General features: G+C 49.2%; 14 protein-coding genes and 1 tRNA gene. 13 read left to right on the plus strand and 2 right to left on the minus strand.

The features are described from left to right. The first annotated feature begins 21 nt into the window (after nucleotides 1–21). Nucleotides 22–98, plus strand: a tRNA-Asp gene (locus tag GILYN3_RS04235). A gap of 836 nt (nucleotides 99–934) precedes the next feature. Here the strand turns inward: GILYN3_RS04235 and GILYN3_RS04240 are convergent. Continuing rightward, nucleotides 935–2,122, minus strand: a complete 1,188-nt coding sequence (locus GILYN3_RS04240; RefSeq protein ID WP_049721694.1) for a lytic polysaccharide monooxygenase — start codon at nucleotides 2,120–2,122, stop codon at nucleotides 935–937. Between the two features lie 480 nt (nucleotides 2,123–2,602). Here GILYN3_RS04240 and GILYN3_RS04245 point away from each other — a divergent pair, with 480 nt between their 5' ends. The 3 genes from GILYN3_RS04245 (at nucleotide 2,603) to GILYN3_RS04255 (ending at nucleotide 6,079) form a co-directional block, all read left to right on the plus strand. Further along, the gene (locus tag GILYN3_RS04245; RefSeq protein WP_049721695.1) at nucleotides 2,603–3,952 is read left to right on the plus strand and encodes a hypothetical protein; all 1,350 of its coding nucleotides are present in this window, start codon (nucleotides 2,603–2,605) and stop codon (nucleotides 3,950–3,952) included. A 1-nt stretch (nucleotide 3,953) separates the two neighbouring features. After that, entirely contained in the window at nucleotides 3,954–4,868 is a 915-nt protein-coding gene (locus GILYN3_RS04250; protein ID WP_198147277.1) for a 1-aminocyclopropane-1-carboxylate deaminase/D-cysteine desulfhydrase, read from the plus strand. 86 nt (nucleotides 4,869–4,954) lie between these two features. Further along, nucleotides 4,955–6,079, plus strand: a complete 1,125-nt coding sequence (locus GILYN3_RS04255; protein WP_049721697.1) for a cyclic nucleotide-binding domain-containing protein — start codon at nucleotides 4,955–4,957, stop codon at nucleotides 6,077–6,079. On the opposite strand, the gene GILYN3_RS04260 is transcribed toward GILYN3_RS04255, so the two are convergent. Then, on the minus strand, nucleotides 6,040–7,062 hold the full coding sequence (locus tag GILYN3_RS04260) for a DUF1853 family protein (protein WP_049721698.1): 1,023 nt from the start codon (nucleotides 7,060–7,062) through the stop codon (nucleotides 6,040–6,042). The genes GILYN3_RS04255 and GILYN3_RS04260 overlap by 40 nt on opposite strands. Nucleotides 7,063–7,205: 143 nt before the next feature. Between GILYN3_RS04260 and GILYN3_RS04265 the strand changes: the two genes are divergently transcribed. From GILYN3_RS04265 to GILYN3_RS04305, 9 genes are all read left to right on the plus strand, one after another. Next, a complete protein-coding gene (locus GILYN3_RS04265; RefSeq protein WP_049721699.1) occupies nucleotides 7,206–8,099 on the plus strand; it encodes an NAD(+) kinase in 894 nt (297 codons plus the stop codon). 2 nt (nucleotides 8,100–8,101) lie between these two features. Then, the gene (locus GILYN3_RS04270; protein ID WP_198147278.1) at nucleotides 8,102–9,058 is read left to right on the plus strand and encodes a metallophosphoesterase; all 957 of its coding nucleotides are present in this window, start codon (nucleotides 8,102–8,104) and stop codon (nucleotides 9,056–9,058) included. A gap of 108 nt (nucleotides 9,059–9,166) precedes the next feature. Then, the gene (locus GILYN3_RS04275; protein WP_198147279.1) at nucleotides 9,167–10,042 is read left to right on the plus strand and encodes a rhomboid family intramembrane serine protease; all 876 of its coding nucleotides are present in this window, start codon (nucleotides 9,167–9,169) and stop codon (nucleotides 10,040–10,042) included. A gap of 64 nt (nucleotides 10,043–10,106) precedes the next feature. Continuing rightward, nucleotides 10,107–10,385, plus strand: coding sequence for a YeaC family protein (locus GILYN3_RS04280; protein WP_049721701.1), 279 nt, complete (start codon nucleotides 10,107–10,109; stop codon nucleotides 10,383–10,385). A gap of 11 nt (nucleotides 10,386–10,396) precedes the next feature. Then, nucleotides 10,397–11,251, plus strand: coding sequence for a DUF2797 domain-containing protein (locus GILYN3_RS04285; RefSeq protein WP_049721702.1), 855 nt, complete (start codon nucleotides 10,397–10,399; stop codon nucleotides 11,249–11,251). A gap of 49 nt (nucleotides 11,252–11,300) precedes the next feature. Continuing rightward, the gene (pepN, locus tag GILYN3_RS04290; protein ID WP_084005092.1) at nucleotides 11,301–14,018 is read left to right on the plus strand and encodes an aminopeptidase N; all 2,718 of its coding nucleotides are present in this window, start codon (nucleotides 11,301–11,303) and stop codon (nucleotides 14,016–14,018) included. A gap of 89 nt (nucleotides 14,019–14,107) precedes the next feature. After that, nucleotides 14,108–15,037, plus strand: coding sequence for a 5'-nucleotidase (locus GILYN3_RS04295; protein WP_049721703.1), 930 nt, complete (start codon nucleotides 14,108–14,110; stop codon nucleotides 15,035–15,037). Between the two features lie 133 nt (nucleotides 15,038–15,170). Continuing rightward, nucleotides 15,171–16,145, plus strand: a complete 975-nt coding sequence (gene cysB, locus GILYN3_RS04300; RefSeq protein WP_049721704.1) for an HTH-type transcriptional regulator CysB — start codon at nucleotides 15,171–15,173, stop codon at nucleotides 16,143–16,145. 59 nt (nucleotides 16,146–16,204) lie between these two features. Further along, entirely contained in the window at nucleotides 16,205–17,161 is a 957-nt protein-coding gene (locus GILYN3_RS04305) for a YbgA family protein (RefSeq protein WP_049721705.1), read from the plus strand. The last annotated feature ends 28 nt before the right edge of the window (nucleotides 17,162–17,189 follow it).

Here is a 17,189-nt window from a genome sequence, read left to right on the forward strand (position 1 = left end):
ATCGTTTATACCGAGTTTTGCGGACCGGTAGTTCAGTTGGTTAGAATGCCGGCCTGTCACGCCGGAGGTCGCGGGTTCGAGTCCCGTCCGGTCCGCCACTATTTCAAAAGGCTCCTCATTCGTGAGGGGCCTTTTTTATTATCCGCTTTCAGGGCGCTCGCCTTCAAATGCTTTAAATCTGCCGTGTTCGTGTTGTTTGCTTGGCTATTTGGGTTAGTCGTCAGGTAAAAGGCTTCTCTTAGCTCTATTGTCTAAATTCTGTCACCATCGCCATAATTCCGGATCATCGGTTATGTTTTAGTGCGAATCTTTAACTTCGGCGGCCAACCCATCATCTATTTGTCATAAATCTATGAGAATCTAATTTCAGCTGAACAAATAGCTCAGCTTAATGTCTTTAGATGGCGCATAACGCGTAATTTATTAAATATAAATGAAAAAGGTACTAATAATGCAAGATTATCTTGAAGAGCTGCTAGAACAGTCTATTGACGATTGTGATGAAGATTATGGTGATGATTATTTTGAGGTCTAATGCGGACAATCCGAGCGTAGGCTCGGCAATTGTTCGCAGGGCCGGGCAGATTAATAAAAAAGCTAGATTGATAAAACCTAGACTAACAGAGCAGTAGAATACACAAAGCTTAATCAAAGCCTTTTATCTCCGCTAACGATGTAACCTCCACGTTTGCCGTTTGATCGATACTTCTCCTATTTTAGAGACTAACCCCTTTTGCTTTGGGGGCAGCGTCCTGCTGCCGCAAGCTTTCGTAATACAGTAAGTTATACAGGCTTGGCCTTTAGTTCGGCTTACTCGCCAGAAGAGGCTCTCTGTACGGTGTGTCCTGTACGTAGTAGTCGGAAACCTAATTTAAAACTAAAAACCCCACCTTCAAGGTGGGGTTTTTAGTGATAGGAGACTGATTCTCGGCTTTTAGTTACAGCTACGTACTAGCGCCCAAGCGTTGTTCCAAGCCCAGCCTGTTCCGGGTGCGTAAGGCCCGCCTACGGTACACCAACCGCCTACAGTACAGCTGTATTCATTGCCGCCGTTTTGTACCAGTGCACCATTGGCGTAGGTGCTGCCGTCAATATAATTGGCTGATGTACAGTTGCCGGTAGAGCTAACAAAGGAGCTACTTGAGCTGGTCGCCGAGCTGCTTGTCGAGCTAACTGAAGATGAGCTGCTAGAGGATATTGGGGTGCCACCACATGCCCCTAAATCTAGCCATACTCCATTGCTATCGGAGTTGCTGACGGGGTTCGCCCCTTGTGTCCACCATTTGGCCTGATAACGCTTATCGATATGCCTGACTTGCATTGAACCGGTATACACGCTGTCGCTATCCCAGTCCGTCAATGCCGCACAGGTGTCGCCTGAGTCACTCGAAGAACTGCTGGATACACTGCTTGATGAACTTGTGCTGGAGCTTGAGTTATTGCCGCCGCCGTTGCCAAAATCTACGTCAATACACTGATAAAAGCCCTCGGCTGCATCTCTTACCCAATCGCGCTGCCAGATGCTGTAGACAACATGACGACCGGTACGATAAGGCAGGTTTACATTGTGAGTTGATACGGCTTCTTGATCGGCAAAGCCGGAATCGTGAATTAACTCTAAATCATCCCAGCGCAGCGGGTGACTAAAGTCATGGCCTTCGCGAGTGATGTAGTAGCGGAAGTAGGTGGTTTTGTGCGCGGCGGTGTTAGTCCAGACAAAGTTCATCAGACCTGGATTAACACTTGTGGCAGGCCAATCGGTACGATTCAGGTCCATGCCTGCAAGATTACTGCGGCCAACGCTACATAGCTTGCCGTCAGGAATGAAATCTCGATGATCATCGCGTACGCCGCCCACGGCGACTTCTTGTGGTGTGTATAAACCGCCGTTGCCAGCCGCTTTAGCGGCGATACAAGCTGGCAGCGTTGGGTTTTCAACGCCGTCCTCTTTACATTGGATGACGCGACTTTTGGGCGAGGATACATACCCATGGGCCTGAGCATCAACCGTCGAAAAAAGCGCTACAGTGCTCGTCATTATGGCGGCAAAAGTCATAATGTTTTTAAGCGGTTTGAATAAGATAGCTTTAGTGGTTACAGGTTGCTGATTATTGGTGTTCATGTTGTTGCCTCCAGAGGAAGATTTATTGTTGTGCAATAACAGGTGTGGCGTAAGCACTTAAGCGGTATCTTCTGGCAATAAACATTATTGTCATGTGCGGTCTTGTTATCGGCTTATAATGCCCGTGTATGTTACTAACTATCACGGGCTATACTGTTAACTGTCGCACAAATGTTATTAACTATCTTTTTGGCGGAAGGTTTAATGGGAGTCGGGACACGATTCAACGGTTTTGGTAAGGGCTAATGGCGCTATTACTTCCGAGGTGAAAGTTGAGGAATCAAAACAGCTCATGATTGAATTAGGCCTGCGGATATAAAACCTGAACTAAGCCTCACATTTCTCTGTTTATTGTTGAATACCCTTCATTTTTGCTGATTTCTTTGTCTACTAACCCTATACTTTTAGCATTAGCCGACTCGCTGATAATGCCATCAGCAATAAAAACGAACGGCAGTAAAGCCATTGGTAGGGATATGTATGGGTAGCAAGAGCGACATTCAGCTCGAAGCGGTTATTGTGTTTGCTAACGGTCGAATAGATCGACAGCTGCAATACCCAGAATTTGAGGCCGTAATGGACGGTTTTGTGCCGATGCAAGATTTTGCTGGATGTCGCGCTCAGGCTGTATACGTTCGTATTAATGCCAGCTTTCAAATCACCACGGCGGTATTTTTTTACATCGACTTTGACCCGCGGGGAATGGTCGCAAAACGTTGGAATGTACCGTTTCAGCAATTGGCTGAAGCTGCAAGTAGAGGCCCCGATTTAGGTGCCGGACCAATAGCCTTAGCGTGTTATAGCCAGTGTCCTATTGACTGGCAAAAAAACAATTTGTGGGATCCGTTAATGGACCCAGGCCGCAACAGTTTTGTACTGATGAAAAAAGCGGTGGCTAGCAACGTCTTAGGCTTGATATTTCCTGAAGCTGAGCCTGAACCTAATGTAACGGCCGCGAATAATAATGCCTCCGAATTGGCCGCCTCTGAGCTAAAAGCCGCACTAGAGCGTGAGTACGCCCAAACAATGCGCACTCGGCTCGCGCATACATTAAAAGAGCAGCGTTTACATATTAATACGATACGCAGTCATATGCGCCTAAAGCTAGACGAGCTTAAGCGCGATCATCAAGAGCGTATTGGCGAGTATCAACAAGCGTTTAACGCACAGGCGCAACAATTGGCCGACTTGCAACGCGACAACCAAGCGTTGCAGCAACGATTAAATATGCAAGAGGATAAATACGGTGGCTTGCGTGAGTATTACGAGCACAAATTAAGTACCGCGCAGCTAGATGAAAGCAGCCAAGTGCGCGAGCTGGAGCAAGAGTTTGATGCACGCATTGAAGCTGCGGTAAATGAGGCCAAAGAAGAGCTTCAAGAACGCTTAGATATGCGCGAAATGGAGCTGTACTATCGCCAGCAACAAGAAGCCGCGGTACGCGATGAACTTGAAATTCTGCGTGCTGAACACGAACAGCTGTTAGAGCAGGGTGCCACACAGATATTGACACCGCTGCAAAAAGCCGGCATTAGTTTTGTGGTGTTTGTGCCAGGGCTTGGGCAAACAACCTTACCCGCGGCCAGTGTGGCCGATTATATCGCCAATCCAGAGGCTTACTTTGCCAAACTGTGTGGTTTAACCGAGGCGCATTATCGCTTGTGGCTAGATCACTCGCACTCACCTTATTGCACCGCAACCGATAGCGACGGCGAAGAGTGCGGTGTCGGTGTTAACCGAGTCTCTCAGCCTACCGACTTTCATGATGGGGAGTCCAATCGCTGTGCCGAGCATCGCTCTATAAACCCCTCGCGTGCGCTGGGTGGTTAACGTGCAAACCGTGCTTGACACCTGGTTGCTTACTCGCGCATTAAGCGTTACACATCAACCTATAAATTTACCTAATTGTCGCGCAGCAGGTGTTAATGTTTTACTGCGGCGCGATGACCAGTTGCCCGGCGGCAATAAATTTTACAAGTTATTTTTTAATCTTAAGGCCGCACAAACTGCCGGCAAAGATACGCTAGTAAGCTTAGGCGGTGCTCACTCCAATCATCTGCATGCGTTGGCATTGGCGTGTAAGGCTGAGAAACTCAAGAGCCGTATGTTGGTGCGCGGTTATGCAGCGGCCGCTGATACGCCCACCTTGCAAGACGTGAAAGCGGCCGGAGGGATGATAGAGTTTGTCGGACACGGTGAGTACCGGCGTTTATGCCAATCGCAACAGGTGGCTCTTCAGCCTAATGAACACCTAATCCCGGAAGGCGCTGCCAACCCGCTGGGCGAACAGGGGGCGAGTTATATTGGCCGCGCGGTTCAGCAGCAACTAGGTACTGATGTGCGTCACATTATTATGGCGGCAGGGACCGGCAGCACATTGGCCGGAGTGGCAAGTGGGCTTTCGGGTGCAACCGAAGCGCTGGGTGTTAGTGTCTTAAAAGGTCCAGCAGGAGGGAGCCTCTATAGCAACGGCCAAGGGCAAAAACCCCGCTGGAAAATGCTTTGGGGTTTTTGCGGCAAAGGCTATGGGCGACCACTGAGTACTGCAATGCTTAGATTTTGGCAACAATTTGAACACGATAACGGGGTCTTGCTGGATCCTATTTATACTTTGAAAATGCTTTGGGCTATTAATCAGTTGGCGAAGCTTGGCTATTGGCGCCGGGGCGATCAAGTGGTGGCGGTACACACGGGTGGCTTACAAGGTCGGCGCGGCTTTGCGCAACAGCCGGAAGCTGCTAGATAAATAAAATTATACTGAATCGGTGCCAGCGGCACAAAATAACTGACTGTATTTAATGCTATCGCGGTATAAACGCATGGATCGAAACTATGTCCAACCCTAATTTGTTTGCGACAAATCACCCCAGTATTGATTTGGGGCAAACTCGTGCATTGATTCCGCTAAAGTATATGAGCGAGGCGCATTTAGATGTCCTGCTGACAAATGCGCAAGTACATTATCTTTACCCTGGGCAACGTTTATGGCGCCGGGGAACAATGGATGGACGCAGTTACTTTTTACTGTTTGGTGATCTGCAACTCGAGGACGCTAACGCTGAATCATCACTGATTAAAGGCCGTGATATCGCAACGCCTATTACCCCTGCTGAACCTCGGGAATACTGTGTTAGCGCGATTAGTGATTGCGCTTTACTCTCCTTTGATACAGAGCAAGTCGATAAGTTGTTGTGCTGGAGTCAGGTGTCGGACTACCTGCACACGGTTATTGCTCGCGACCGAGATATGGATGAAGACGTTGAGTGGATGATGCAAGTACTGCATTCCAATTTATTTTTTAAAGTGCCACCGATTAATATAAAAAAAATATTCAAACAAATGTTGGTGCGTTTGGTCGAGCCCGGCGAGTGTATTATTCGTCAAGGTGAAGTGGGCGATCAATGTTACTTTATCAAAGAAGGCAGTGCTGAAGTTGTCCGTACAGGCGCCAGTGGTAGTAAGCATTTGGCGACTGTTCATGCCGGCCGCTGTTTTGGTGAGGACGCTCTTGTCAACGAAGCACCGCGCAATGCATCGGTCACTATGGTCAGTAAAGGTGTGTTGATGTGTTTGCCAAAACAAGATTTCTACCGTTTGCTCAAAGCACCGGAAGTACCTTGGGTCACGCTAGACGAGTTGAGTTGTGCAGTCGATACGGTGGTTGTGGATGTTCGCAGCGAAGAGGAGTACAGCGCGGGACATTACCCCGGCGCTGTTAATTTGCCGTTAAATTTGTTGGCTATTAAATCTCGGTTATTAAAGCCCGCGGTAAATTATATTATTTATTGCAGTACCGGTCGTCGAGCTGAGGCGGCAACATATTTATTGTTAGAAGAAGGCTTGTCGGTTAAAGCCTTGCAGGCAAGTCAGCAGCTGTTTGCTAGTGAGAAGAGAAAAAATTTAGAAGTCGATCTTAATTATGTGTTGCGCGACGGCCGAGCTGTTTCTGGCCATTGATCGGCCACCACAAAAAAGCGGCGTACTTCGTACCACTGGTTCTCGCTGTGACGCAAGCCAACCACCATAATGCCTTGTGGGCGCCAAGCCATTTGCTTTGTCAGGGCTTGTTTGATTGTTGTAAAACTTAGCGGTACTAAGGCGCTCGGGTAGCACGCGGGAGCCAGCCAGTGGTTGCGAGGTAAAACGGTAAAATACTCGCAATCGGTTAACCTATCCATTTGTAAAAAATCGGCTAAGCGCCACCAATGGCCCCTGTTGGCATTAGGGTTAATATCCTCATTAAGGCCGGGCTTTGTAGTACTGGCTGGGCCGATTAGGTTGTCTGATGCCGGCCAAAATAAGCATCCACGCAGTAAAAATTGTGTTCTAACAGGCGCTTCTTTACCACACGCTCTAGCAATGGCTTGGCGACTCTCGGGTTGCGAGCTGAGAGGTAATTGATGACGCCGCATATGATCGAGCTTCCAGGCTAAGCGGTCATTGGCGTTGGGGCCGATCCAATCTAGGGTTTCCGAGTGCCAAACTGAGTGTGACGCCGATGCTGCTTTTGTGTCGATAGCGTCTTTGGGGATGCCTAAAAAGAACTTTGCAGCGGCTTCAATATGCACCAGTTGACCGTCTTTTGTTTCTATAACAAAGTCCATTGCGCCCAGTGTTTTGCCATTTCGGCTCAGTTGATGGTTATGCAGTAGCAGTCGACTTTGATCAATATATTGCCAGTAAAAACACCACAAAGACTCAAAATAAAGTCCTAGGCGAGTACTGGTCCGTTTGGCTAAATGAGCCATAAGCGGTGCGGGCTGGCTGTCGAGTTGGCGCAGCCAACGCTTGGCGCTAGCGTCAAATGTGAGTGCGTAGGGGGTCGCATTACAATCGTGCATATGTCGCAATAATGATTCACTATAAAGACTAAAAGCCAAGTCTCGTACGCAGCGATGATGTAACTGACGGCAAAATTGATCGAGCAGGTAAATGGGCATCTCCCGTTGGTGGCTGGTTGGCGTTTAACTAACGCTTGGGCATAATGTGCCCACAACCATAATAGTGCAGCGCTATACACTCATATTATGCGAGTAATGCACGCGCAAATTGCCGCTTCGGTAATTTGGCATAGGAGCAAATGATGACACAGTTTTCTACTATTGGCCTTATCGGTAGGCTCGACAACGATCGCGCGCGTTACAGCGTCGAGCGTTTAATTCGATTTTTGGCCACCCGTAACGTACATACCATTATCGAGGAGCAAACCGCTGAGTTGCTTGGCGGTGGCGTCGGCGATGTTCAAGTTGCTGATATGGATGAGCTGGGCAGTAGTTGTGATTTAGCGATCGTCGTAGGTGGCGATGGTAGCTTACTGAGCGGCGCCCGAGATTTAGTACAATATGGGGTGCCGTTACTGGGGGTTAATCGCGGTCGGTTGGGGTTTTTAACCGATATTATCCCCGAGGCAATCGAGCAGAAAATGGGCGAAGTCTTGGATGGTAAGTACACCATGGAGAGTCGTTTTTTACTGGATATGAGTGTTGTACGCAATGGCCAGCCGGTTAGTACCGGCGATGCTCTCAACGATGTAGTGCTGCACCCAGGCGAGTTTATTCGCATGCTCGAGTTTGAGTTATACGTAGATGACTACTTTGTGACCAGTCAGCGCTCTGACGGTATGATTGTCTCGACTCCTACCGGCTCTACCGCTTATGCATTAAGTGGTGGTGGCCCCATTATGCACCCAAAGCTTGATGCTATTGTATTGGTGCCTATGAATCCTCACACACTGAGTAGTCGGCCGATGGTGGTGACTGGCGACAGCGTTATTAAAATTTTAGTGGGCGAGTGCGACGGCAATAGCGCAACCCCTCGTGTCACCTGTGATGGTCAAACACACGACGTAGTCACAGGCGGCGATGAAATCATCATCAGTAAAAAGCCTCAGCAACTGCAATTACTGCATCCTCTAAATCATAATTTCTATGAGCGTTGTCGTTCAAAGTTAGGCTGGGGAGGGCATTTGCTCGAATAACTATGATCAAAACCTATTTGTCTGACATGGCTGATCGGCTGGATATCATCGGCGATATACACGGCTGCGAACAAACCCTTATACGGTTGTTGACGCAACTCGGCTATCAAAAACACAATGGGGTTTACCGTCATCCAGAGCGCCTAGCGGTTTTTTTAGGAGATATTATCGATCGTGGCCCACGTATTCGCGAAGCATTAAACCTAGTGCGATCTATGGTTGAAGCCGGTTGTGCGAAAATGATTTTGGGCAACCATGAAGTTCATGCCCTTTGTTATTGTTCGGCGCACCCCAGTGCACCGGGTAACTATATACGGCCACACACCCCGCGTAATACTCATACTATTGCTGCTACACTCGAGCAATTTGCCGCTTACCCCGACGAGTGGCAAGATCACCTGCAGTGGCTTAAAACTCTGCCGTTATATCTTGATTTTGGCCAGTATCGCGTGGTGCATGCCTGTTGGGATGATGCTTTGATCACGGCTCGTAGCAGCGCCCGGCTGAGTGAGGATGAGTTAACGGCAATGGCCGACCCAGCCAGTGCCACGGCCCAGGGCATCAAGCGCTTAACCTCGGGCTTTGAGCTTGCATTGCCGGATGATTGTCGTATGTTTAGCGCCGAAGGTTATCGGCGGCGCAGTTTTAGGGCTAAATTTTGGGTTAATAACCCAGCTTGTCTGGGCGATTTAGAATTCCAGCCCGATGCGCTGCCTGATGCAGTGGCTCAGCAGCCGGTGGATAGCGACCTGAAAGCGCGCTTGGTGGTGTATGATAGCGACCAACCGCCAGTGTTTGTGGGCCATTATTGGCTGTCGGGCAAACCCGCGCCGGTTGCCAGTAACGTCGCCTGCCTAGATTACAGCGCCGTAAAGTTTGGCCGTTTGGTGGCATACCAAACCGATGCGAGCGGTGTTATTAATAGCGAAAACTTTGTCTGGATCTATGTTGATCCGTAGCGTCCCCACAAGGTTTATAACGTATGATTTTTAGACGATGAACAATCATCGTAAAAGTTAAAATTACCACCATATGCCAGTGTTAAGCTGGCCCAACGGATGTCGTTTGTGTCTTGGAATAATGTCAGTGTGTTTCCCCTTAGTGATGACTTAACCTTGCTGGTGCGTGAATTACGCGCCAGAGGTGTGCCGCATCGGGTTGTTGAAATTAACGGCCAGCAAAACTTGCAGGTGCCAGACGGCCAATTAGTTGAGCCAGTATCGCAGTTAGTGCAGCAATGGCGAGATGACGAGCTGGCTCCAGTCACAGATGAGGCATTTGTAAGCACGCCAGTGCAATCGCCCAAGATGCTCTCGCCATGGCGTACGCCCATTACTTTATTGCTGGTGGCTTTAAGTGCACTAGGCTTTGCTGTGGTCGAGACCAAGTTACTACAACCGTGGCTCGGTTATTTAACATTTTTCCCTCTCGAACCAGTTGCTGGGGGGTATCGCTGGCAACCATTCTCCGAGGCCTTAGCTCGTGCCGAGTACTGGCGTTTAATTACCCCTGCATTTTTACACTTTGGTGTTTTTCATATTGTATTTAACAGTTTGTGGATGTGGGATTTAGGCCGACGACTCGAGTTTGTGGTCGGTAAGTTCAGCTACCTTTTGTTTTTTCTGCTGACGGCTACTGCTAGCAATGTCGCGCAATATTTCTGGGCCGACCAAGTCAGTCTTTTTGGCGGCATGTCGGGCGTTGTCTATGCACTCGTCGGTTACATTTGGATTCGCCAATGGCTTGATCCACACCCCGTTTTGGCGGTGCCGCGGGGCATTATTGTTTTTATGTTAGCTTGGCAGGTGTTGTGTCTAAGCGGAGCTGTTGATTACTTCTTGGCCGGTGGCATCGCCAACGGCGCACATGTAGGCGGTTTACTGGCGGGAATGTTTATCGCCGGAGCTTTTGCGCTGGCAAAGCGCGCCGGTTTTGTGCGTTAGTGGCCACCATTAGCATTTGTTAGCACCATTGAATTTATTGATTGTAGAGTCGTTAGGCCTTTTTATGGATAATTTACAACAATTGTTACAGAGTATTACCCCTGATATTTACCAGCGTTTAAAGCTGGCTATCGAACTTGGCAAATGGCCCGACGGCCAACGCTTAACGCAAGAACAGCGCGAGCTGTGTATGCAAGCGGCCATCTCCTACGAGCACCAGCACTTACCACCAGAGTCGCGCTCTGGCTATATCCCGCCTAAACCCCACCAGCATTGTGGTAGTAAGGGCGACGATTTAGAAACGCTCGACATCAACGCGGAAACGCCGTTAAAGTGGAACTAGGGTAAAAGTGCATGAGTTTATTGTCCGTCAGTGGCCCGTTAAAAAAAATGCATACTAAGCTCGATGATGCTGGGCGAGCCCATTACGAGCTAGAGTTAGGCGATACCCGAGTAGCGTTAAGTGAATTACTGAATCACCAGGTGACGCTAGTGGCCAGTGGTGAAATATTTTGCGTGCTATGCAGCCGTAAAACCAACAAAAGTTTTTCTCAGGGACACTGTTATCCCTGTTTTACACGCTCCGCCTCGTGCGATATTTGTATGGTTAGCCCAGAAAAATGCCACTTTGAGCAGGGCACCTGCCGCGATCCTGAGTGGGCGTTATCGTTTTGTTTTAACGAGCACGTCGTGTATCTTGCCAACTCCTCTGATCCTAAGGTTGGCATTACCCGGGCCACCCAAATACCCACCCGCTGGATAGATCAAGGCGCGAGTTGGGCGCTACCAATATTCCGAGTGGCCACACGGCAATTGGCAGGGTTGGTCGAGACCGAGCTTAAGCCTCATATTAGCGATAAAACCCGCTGGCAGGCGATGCTAAAAGGGGCTCCAGAAGAGGTTGACTTAACCGCGCTGGCCGCCGAATTAACCCCGACGGTTATGCCGTATATCAATACGCTTAACGATAAGTATGGCGAAAATTCGGTACGCTTGGTGGCGGATGCCACCCCCCCAGAGCCGGTTAAAATTATTAGTTATCCGGTGGCGCAATACCCCAGTAAAATCAAATCCCTTAATTTAGATAAACAGCCTATTTTATCGGGCCGGTTAACCGGTATAAAAGGGCAATACCTGATGTTTGGCGATCAAGTGTTTAATGTAAGAAAATTTTCCGGCTATCAGGTTCAGCTTGATATCAGCGAATAGCCTAACCTGAGCAAGCCCACAAGAGCGTACAGAAGGTACTGAGGTTTTTATGAATGATTCAGTAAGCACACAAAAAGACGCAGGTGCTGCCGAGCAGGCAAGTGCCGCGCCCCACACTATTTATTTAAAAGATTACCAGCCGCCGGCGTATCGTATTGATGCCACCGAGTTGCGAGTTGATATTGGTGAGCAATCGGCCCGTGTAAGTGCCAGTTTAACGTTTGAGCGCCAAGCCAAAAACTGTGATAGCTTGTTTTTACACGGCGAATCACTTGAGTTGATCAGCGTTGCGATTAACGATCGAACTCTAGCCGCCGATCAATATAAAGTAGACACTAAAGGTTTAACGCTTTTTAATCCGCCCGAGTCTTTTACGTTACAAACTGAGGTGGTGATTTACCCTAAACAAAATACATCGCTCGATGGGCTATATAAATCACGCAGTATTTACTGCACTCAGTGCGAGGCCGAAGGCTTTCGGAAAATCACCTATTTTCTCGATCGCCCCGACGTGATGAGTGATTTCACCACCACGATTATTGCCGATCGTGCTAGCTGTCCGATTTTATTATCTAACGGTAATCGGATTGATAGCGGTATGCTAGAAGATGGTCGTCATTTTGCGACCTGGCACGATCCGTTTAAAAAACCCGCCTATTTGTTTGCACTAGTAGCGGGTGATCTAGCGTCTATAAAAGATGAGTTTATTACCCAGTCTGGGCGTAAAGTGGCGCTTGAGATATTTGTCGAATCAAAAGATCTCGATAAGTGTGATCACGCAATGAGCTCGCTTAAAAATTCTATGAGCTGGGACGAAAAAATCTATGGTCGTGAATACGACTTGGATATTTTTATGATCGTCGCGGTAGACGACTTTAATATGGGGGCGATGGAAAACAAAGGGCTGAATATTTTTAATACATCGTGCGTACTGGCCAAGCCCGAAACCACAACGGATATTGGTTTTCAGCGGGTCGAAGCAGTGGTGGCGCACGAGTACTTTCACAACTGGTCGGGCAACCGCGTAACCTGTCGCGATTGGTTTCAGTTGAGCTTAAAAGAAGGCTTTACGGTTTATCGCGACTCGTGTTTCTCGGCCGATATGGGCTCGAGTACGGTTAAACGGGTAGAAGATGTTAGCCTGTTGCGCGCTCATCAGTTTCCCGAAGATGCAGGCCCCATGGCGCATCCGATTCGGCCCGCCAGCTTTATCGAAATCTCTAATTTCTACACCGTCACCATTTACGAAAAAGGCGCCGAAGTTGTGCGGATGTTGGCCAACTTACTGGGGCCGATAGAGTTTCGCAAAGCAACCGATTTATATTTTGATCGCCACGACGGCCAAGCTGTCACCACCGAAGAGTTTGTCCAAGCGATGGCCGACGTGTCGGGCCGCGACTTAACGCAATTTAAGCGTTGGTATGATCAAGCCGGTACGCCGCAACTTAAAGTGACCGACCATTATCACGAGCCGTCACGCCAATACAGCTTAACGTTTAGCCAATCAACTCCCGCAACCCCTGAGTGTAGCGATAAAAAACCGTTTCATATTCCGGTTGCTATAGGTTTGCTTGGCAGTGCAGGGGAGCTGGCTCTTAAGCTTGATGGAGAAGAGTTGACTGACTTGCCTGAAGACAACACTCACCGCGTACTGGAGCTTACCCAGGCAGAGCAAACGTTTGTCTTTAACGACATACCCGAGCACCCAGTGCCGTCGTTGCTGCGTGGTTTTTCTGCTCCGGTTAAGCTCAGCTTTGCTTATAGCCGTCAAGATTTGGCCGAACTGATGCAGCGCGACAGCGATGGTTTTAACCGCTGGGAGGCATCGCAAAATTTAGCTCTGGGTGTTTTGGACGATGCCATACTTGCGTACCGTCAGGGTGATTTGACAGAGTTCAAGGTTGATCCGCTGTTGCTTGATAGTTACCGAAAATTGCTGAACGATGATCAGCTAGATCGCGCCATGGTAGCGCTTATGCTAACGCTGCCCTCACAAGATTATATTGCCGAGCAATATCAAGTGGTCGAGGTCGAGGCGATTTACAATGCACGCCGCTTGCTCGCTAAAACTATTGCAAAAGAGCTTAACGCCGAATTACGCAAGTGCTTGATGAGCTACGATAACAGTCAGCCTTATCGCGCCGATGCCGACTCTATCGCCGCGCGCAGTCTAAAAAATACCGCGCTGGCGTATCTGATGCTAGAGCCGAGCCAGGCAGACATAGAATATTGTGTTGCGCAGTTTAACAATGCCAACAACATGACCGATGAAATGGCGGCGCTGAGCGCGCTGGTGTATTCCGAGTCAGCGTTGGTTGGCGATCACGGCAAAACCGCGCTCGCGAATTTTTACGTTAAATGGCAGGGCGAAGCGCTGGTAGTGAACCAGTGGCTCTCTTTACAAGCGCGTGACCCACGTCCTAATGCTTTACTGCGGGTAGAAGACTTACTGCAACATCCTGCCTTTGATGCGGCCAACCCCAACAAGATTCGGTCGGTTATTGGGGCATTTTGCATGGCCAACCCGATTAACTTCCATACCGGGTTGCCCGATGATTCATCGGCGGGCTATCGCTTTTTGGCCGATCAAGTAATCGCATTGGATGCCAAAAATCCGCAGATGGCGGCGCGCCTGATAACGCCTTTAACGCGCTGGCGCCGTTATAGCAGCAAGCGTGGCCAAGCCATGCGCGCCCAGCTGGAGCGTATTCAGGCCTCTGCGGGGCTGTCGGGTGACAGCTACGAGATCGTCAGTAAAAGCCTGTAATAACCTAAACGGAGCCTGCCTTGCTTTTGCTGGAGGGCAGCGCCACAATCATCACTTAGATTGGCAATAACCGGTAGCGAGAGAACAGTATGGCAAGTGGATTTGGCAACAAACTGGTTATTGCGATTTCGTCGCGAGCGCTGTTTAACTTAGATGCAAGCCATCAAGTCTTTGTCAAAGACGGTCTTGAGGCTTATTCGCGCTATCAAATAGAACACGAAGACGAGCTTCTGGAGCCGGGTGATGCCTTTCCTGTGGTGCAGAAGCTGTTACGGCTTAATGAAAATTTGCCGGGCGACCCTAAAGTAGAGGTTATTTTACTGTCGCGCAACAGCGCCGATACCGGCCTTAGAGTGTTTAACTCTATCGAGCACTATCAATTGAACATTACCCGCGCGGCCTTTTGCAGTGGTTTAAGCCCTTATCGCTATGCCGCAGCATTTGGTTGCCACCTGTTTTTGTCGACCGAAGCCGAGGACGTACGTAGCGCACTTGAGCATGGCATTGCGGCGGCGACCTTGATGGCCCCTAAACATCGCACCGAACACAATAATCAGCTGCGCTTTGCCTTTGATGGCGATGCGGTGCTGTTTTCGGATGAAGCCGAGCAAATTTTTAAACGCCAGGGGCTAAGTGCGTTTACCGAAAGCGAAAAAGCCGCGGCTAAAACCCCACTCAGCGGCGGGCCGTTTAAGTCGTTTTTAGATGCTTTGCATAAATTACAGGCTGAATATGCCGATGCCGATAATTGCCCGATTCGCACCGCGCTGGTTACCGCTCGCTCGGCACCGGCCCACGAGCGGGTGATTCGCACGCTACGAGCCTGGAAGGTCCGTATCGATGAATCGTTGTTTTTAGGCGGTTTACCCAAAGGCGAGTTTCTTAAAGCCTACGATGCAGACGTGTTTTTTGACGATCAGCTGGCCCATATTGATTCGGCCAGTGAGCACGTGGCTACCGGTCATGTGCCTCACGGCATTGCTAATTCACCCGAATATAACCAAGCCGGAAAGTCGTAAATTTAGCCCAAGTTAACCATAAAGAGTCGTTTTGAAAGGGTTGTTTGGTGCTCTTAGAAAAATCAGCTATTCTTAACATGAATAATCAACTATATTTTTATAACACTAAGTAGGTTGGCCACTTGGAGGGCTTATGAAGCTGCAACAACTCCGGTACATTTGGGAAGTAGCCCATCACGATCTCAATGTGTCCGCGACCGCACAAAGCCTGTACACCTCACAGCCGGGCATTAGTAAACAAGTGCGTTTGTTAGAAGATGAGCTCGGGGTCGAGGTATTTTCTCGTAGCGGTAAACACCTAACCCGTATCACGCCTGCCGGCGAAGCAATTCTTAAGACAGCGGGCGAGATCCTGCGCAAAGTAGAGAGCATTAAGCAGGTAGCGCAAGAGTTCAGCAATGAGCGCAAAGGAAGTTTATCCATTGCCACTACCCACACTCAGGCGCGCTACGCCTTACCCCGTGTTATTAAAGAGTTTATCGGCCAATATCCCGATGTCTCTTTGCATATGCACCAAGGCACACCGATGCAGATCTCCGAGATGGCCGCCGACGGCACTGTCGATTTTGCGATTGCCACGGAGGCCCTAGAGCTATTTAGCGACTTGGTGATGATGCCCTGTTACCGCTGGAACCGCTGCATTGTCGTGCCGCGCAATCACCCGCTGACGCAGCTGTCTGAGTTAACCCTTGAAGATATCGCACAGCACCCGATTGTCACCTATGTATTTGGCTTTACCGGCCGCTCTAAGCTGGATGAAGCCTTTATTAATAAAGGCCTTGCACCTAGGGTTGTGTTTACCGCAGCGGATGCCGATGTCATTAAAACCTACGTTCGGCTTGGGCTTGGTATTGGCATTATTGCTAAAATGGCCTTTGATGAAACCGTCGATAATGACCTTGTAGCCCTTGATGTAGATCATTTGTTTGCCGCCAGCATTACTAAAATCGGCTTCAGACGCGGCACGTTTATTCGTGGCTTTATGTTCGACTTCATCCAGCAGTTTGCCCCGCACCTTACTCGCGAGGTGGTCAATCAAGCTTACAGCTGTCATTCCCGTGCCGAGCTTGATGAGTTGTTTGCCAATATGCATCTGCCTTCTTACTAAATAGTAAATAACGTATCGGTGTTGGTGATCTAAGCGGCGCGCCGGTACGTATATTTAGTATGAACTCTAAAATCCCAGTTGGTGTAAGTCAGTGCTTGTTAGGTGAACGTGTCCGCTTTGATGGCGGGCATAAACGCTCACGTTATATTACCGACGAGCTAAGTCAGTATTTTGAATTCTTAGGCTTATGCCCAGAAGTGGCGATTGGGCTTGGCACCCCCCGTCAACCGATTCGGTTAGTGGCCAGCGAGCAGGGCACACAAGTGCGCGGCACCCGCGATGTATCGCTAGATGTCACCCAGCCTCTGGCCGATTATGCCAAGCAAGTCACGGCAGATATCAGCCCATTGTGTGGCTATATTTTTATGCAAAAGTCTCCTAGTTGTGGTGTGTTCTCGGTTAAACGCTACAACAACGAGGGGCAGTTGGTCGATAACGATGGGCGCGGCGCCTTTGCCGAGGTTATTACTCGACAATTCCCACTGCTGCCGGTCGAGGAGGCGGGCCGCCTTAATGATGCACGCCTGCGGGAGAACTTCATTACCCGCGTCTATGCTTACCACGACTGGCGTACCCACGTGGAAAGTGACCCCAGCGCTAAACGGTTGTTAGATTTTTACTCGCGCTACAAATACCAAGTAATGGCCCATGATCTTGCGTCTTATCGCAAAATAGGGCCGGTATTGGCCAACTTAAAAACCACCCCTATCGTTGACGCCTGCAATACATTTATTACGCTCTTTATGGCGGCCTTAAGTCACAAGGTAACCCGCAAAGGCAACACCAATACGTTAATGCACCTGCGTGGCTACCTAAAAACCACGACTAGCCGTGACGAAAAAGCCGAACTGGGTGAACTAATAGAACAGTACCGAGAGGGCCTAGTGCCTTTGGTGGTGCCGCTAACGCTACTTAAACATCATTTGCGTAAAATTGACGATCCATACCTACAGCAACAAACCTTTTGGTCGCCACATCCCGAAGTGTTGGGGTTGCGCAATACTAATGAAGAATAGCAGTAAGCGTATTCGCGGTTCGCTAACA

Source organism: Gilvimarinus polysaccharolyticus (assembly GCF_001187555.1).
Classification (GTDB): Bacteria; Pseudomonadota; Gammaproteobacteria; order Pseudomonadales; family Cellvibrionaceae; genus Gilvimarinus; species Gilvimarinus polysaccharolyticus.

What these genes read in the sequence shown, in the direction of transcription:
- GILYN3_RS04240 (WP_049721694.1), bottom strand. Translation starts at nt 2,122, where the DNA reads ATGAACACCAATAATCAGCAACCTGTAACCACTAAAGCTATCTTATTC.
- GILYN3_RS04245 (WP_049721695.1), top strand. Translation starts at nt 2,603, where the DNA reads ATGGGTAGCAAGAGCGACATTCAGCTCGAAGCGGTTATTGTGTTTGCT.
- GILYN3_RS04255 (WP_049721697.1), top strand. Translation starts at nt 4,955, where the DNA reads ATGTCCAACCCTAATTTGTTTGCGACAAATCACCCCAGTATTGATTTG.
- GILYN3_RS04260 (WP_049721698.1), bottom strand. Translation starts at nt 7,062, where the DNA reads ATGCCCATTTACCTGCTCGATCAATTTTGCCGTCAGTTACATCATCGC.
- GILYN3_RS04265 (WP_049721699.1), top strand. Translation starts at nt 7,206, where the DNA reads ATGACACAGTTTTCTACTATTGGCCTTATCGGTAGGCTCGACAACGAT.
- GILYN3_RS04270 (WP_198147278.1), top strand. Translation starts at nt 8,102, where the DNA reads ATGATCAAAACCTATTTGTCTGACATGGCTGATCGGCTGGATATCATC.
- GILYN3_RS04280 (WP_049721701.1), top strand. Translation starts at nt 10,107, where the DNA reads ATGGATAATTTACAACAATTGTTACAGAGTATTACCCCTGATATTTAC.
- GILYN3_RS04285 (WP_049721702.1), top strand. Translation starts at nt 10,397, where the DNA reads ATGAGTTTATTGTCCGTCAGTGGCCCGTTAAAAAAAATGCATACTAAG.
- pepN (WP_084005092.1), top strand. Translation starts at nt 11,301, where the DNA reads ATGAATGATTCAGTAAGCACACAAAAAGACGCAGGTGCTGCCGAGCAG.
- GILYN3_RS04295 (WP_049721703.1), top strand. Translation starts at nt 14,108, where the DNA reads ATGGCAAGTGGATTTGGCAACAAACTGGTTATTGCGATTTCGTCGCGA.
- cysB (WP_049721704.1), top strand. Translation starts at nt 15,171, where the DNA reads ATGAAGCTGCAACAACTCCGGTACATTTGGGAAGTAGCCCATCACGAT.
- GILYN3_RS04305 (WP_049721705.1), top strand. Translation starts at nt 16,205, where the DNA reads ATGAACTCTAAAATCCCAGTTGGTGTAAGTCAGTGCTTGTTAGGTGAA.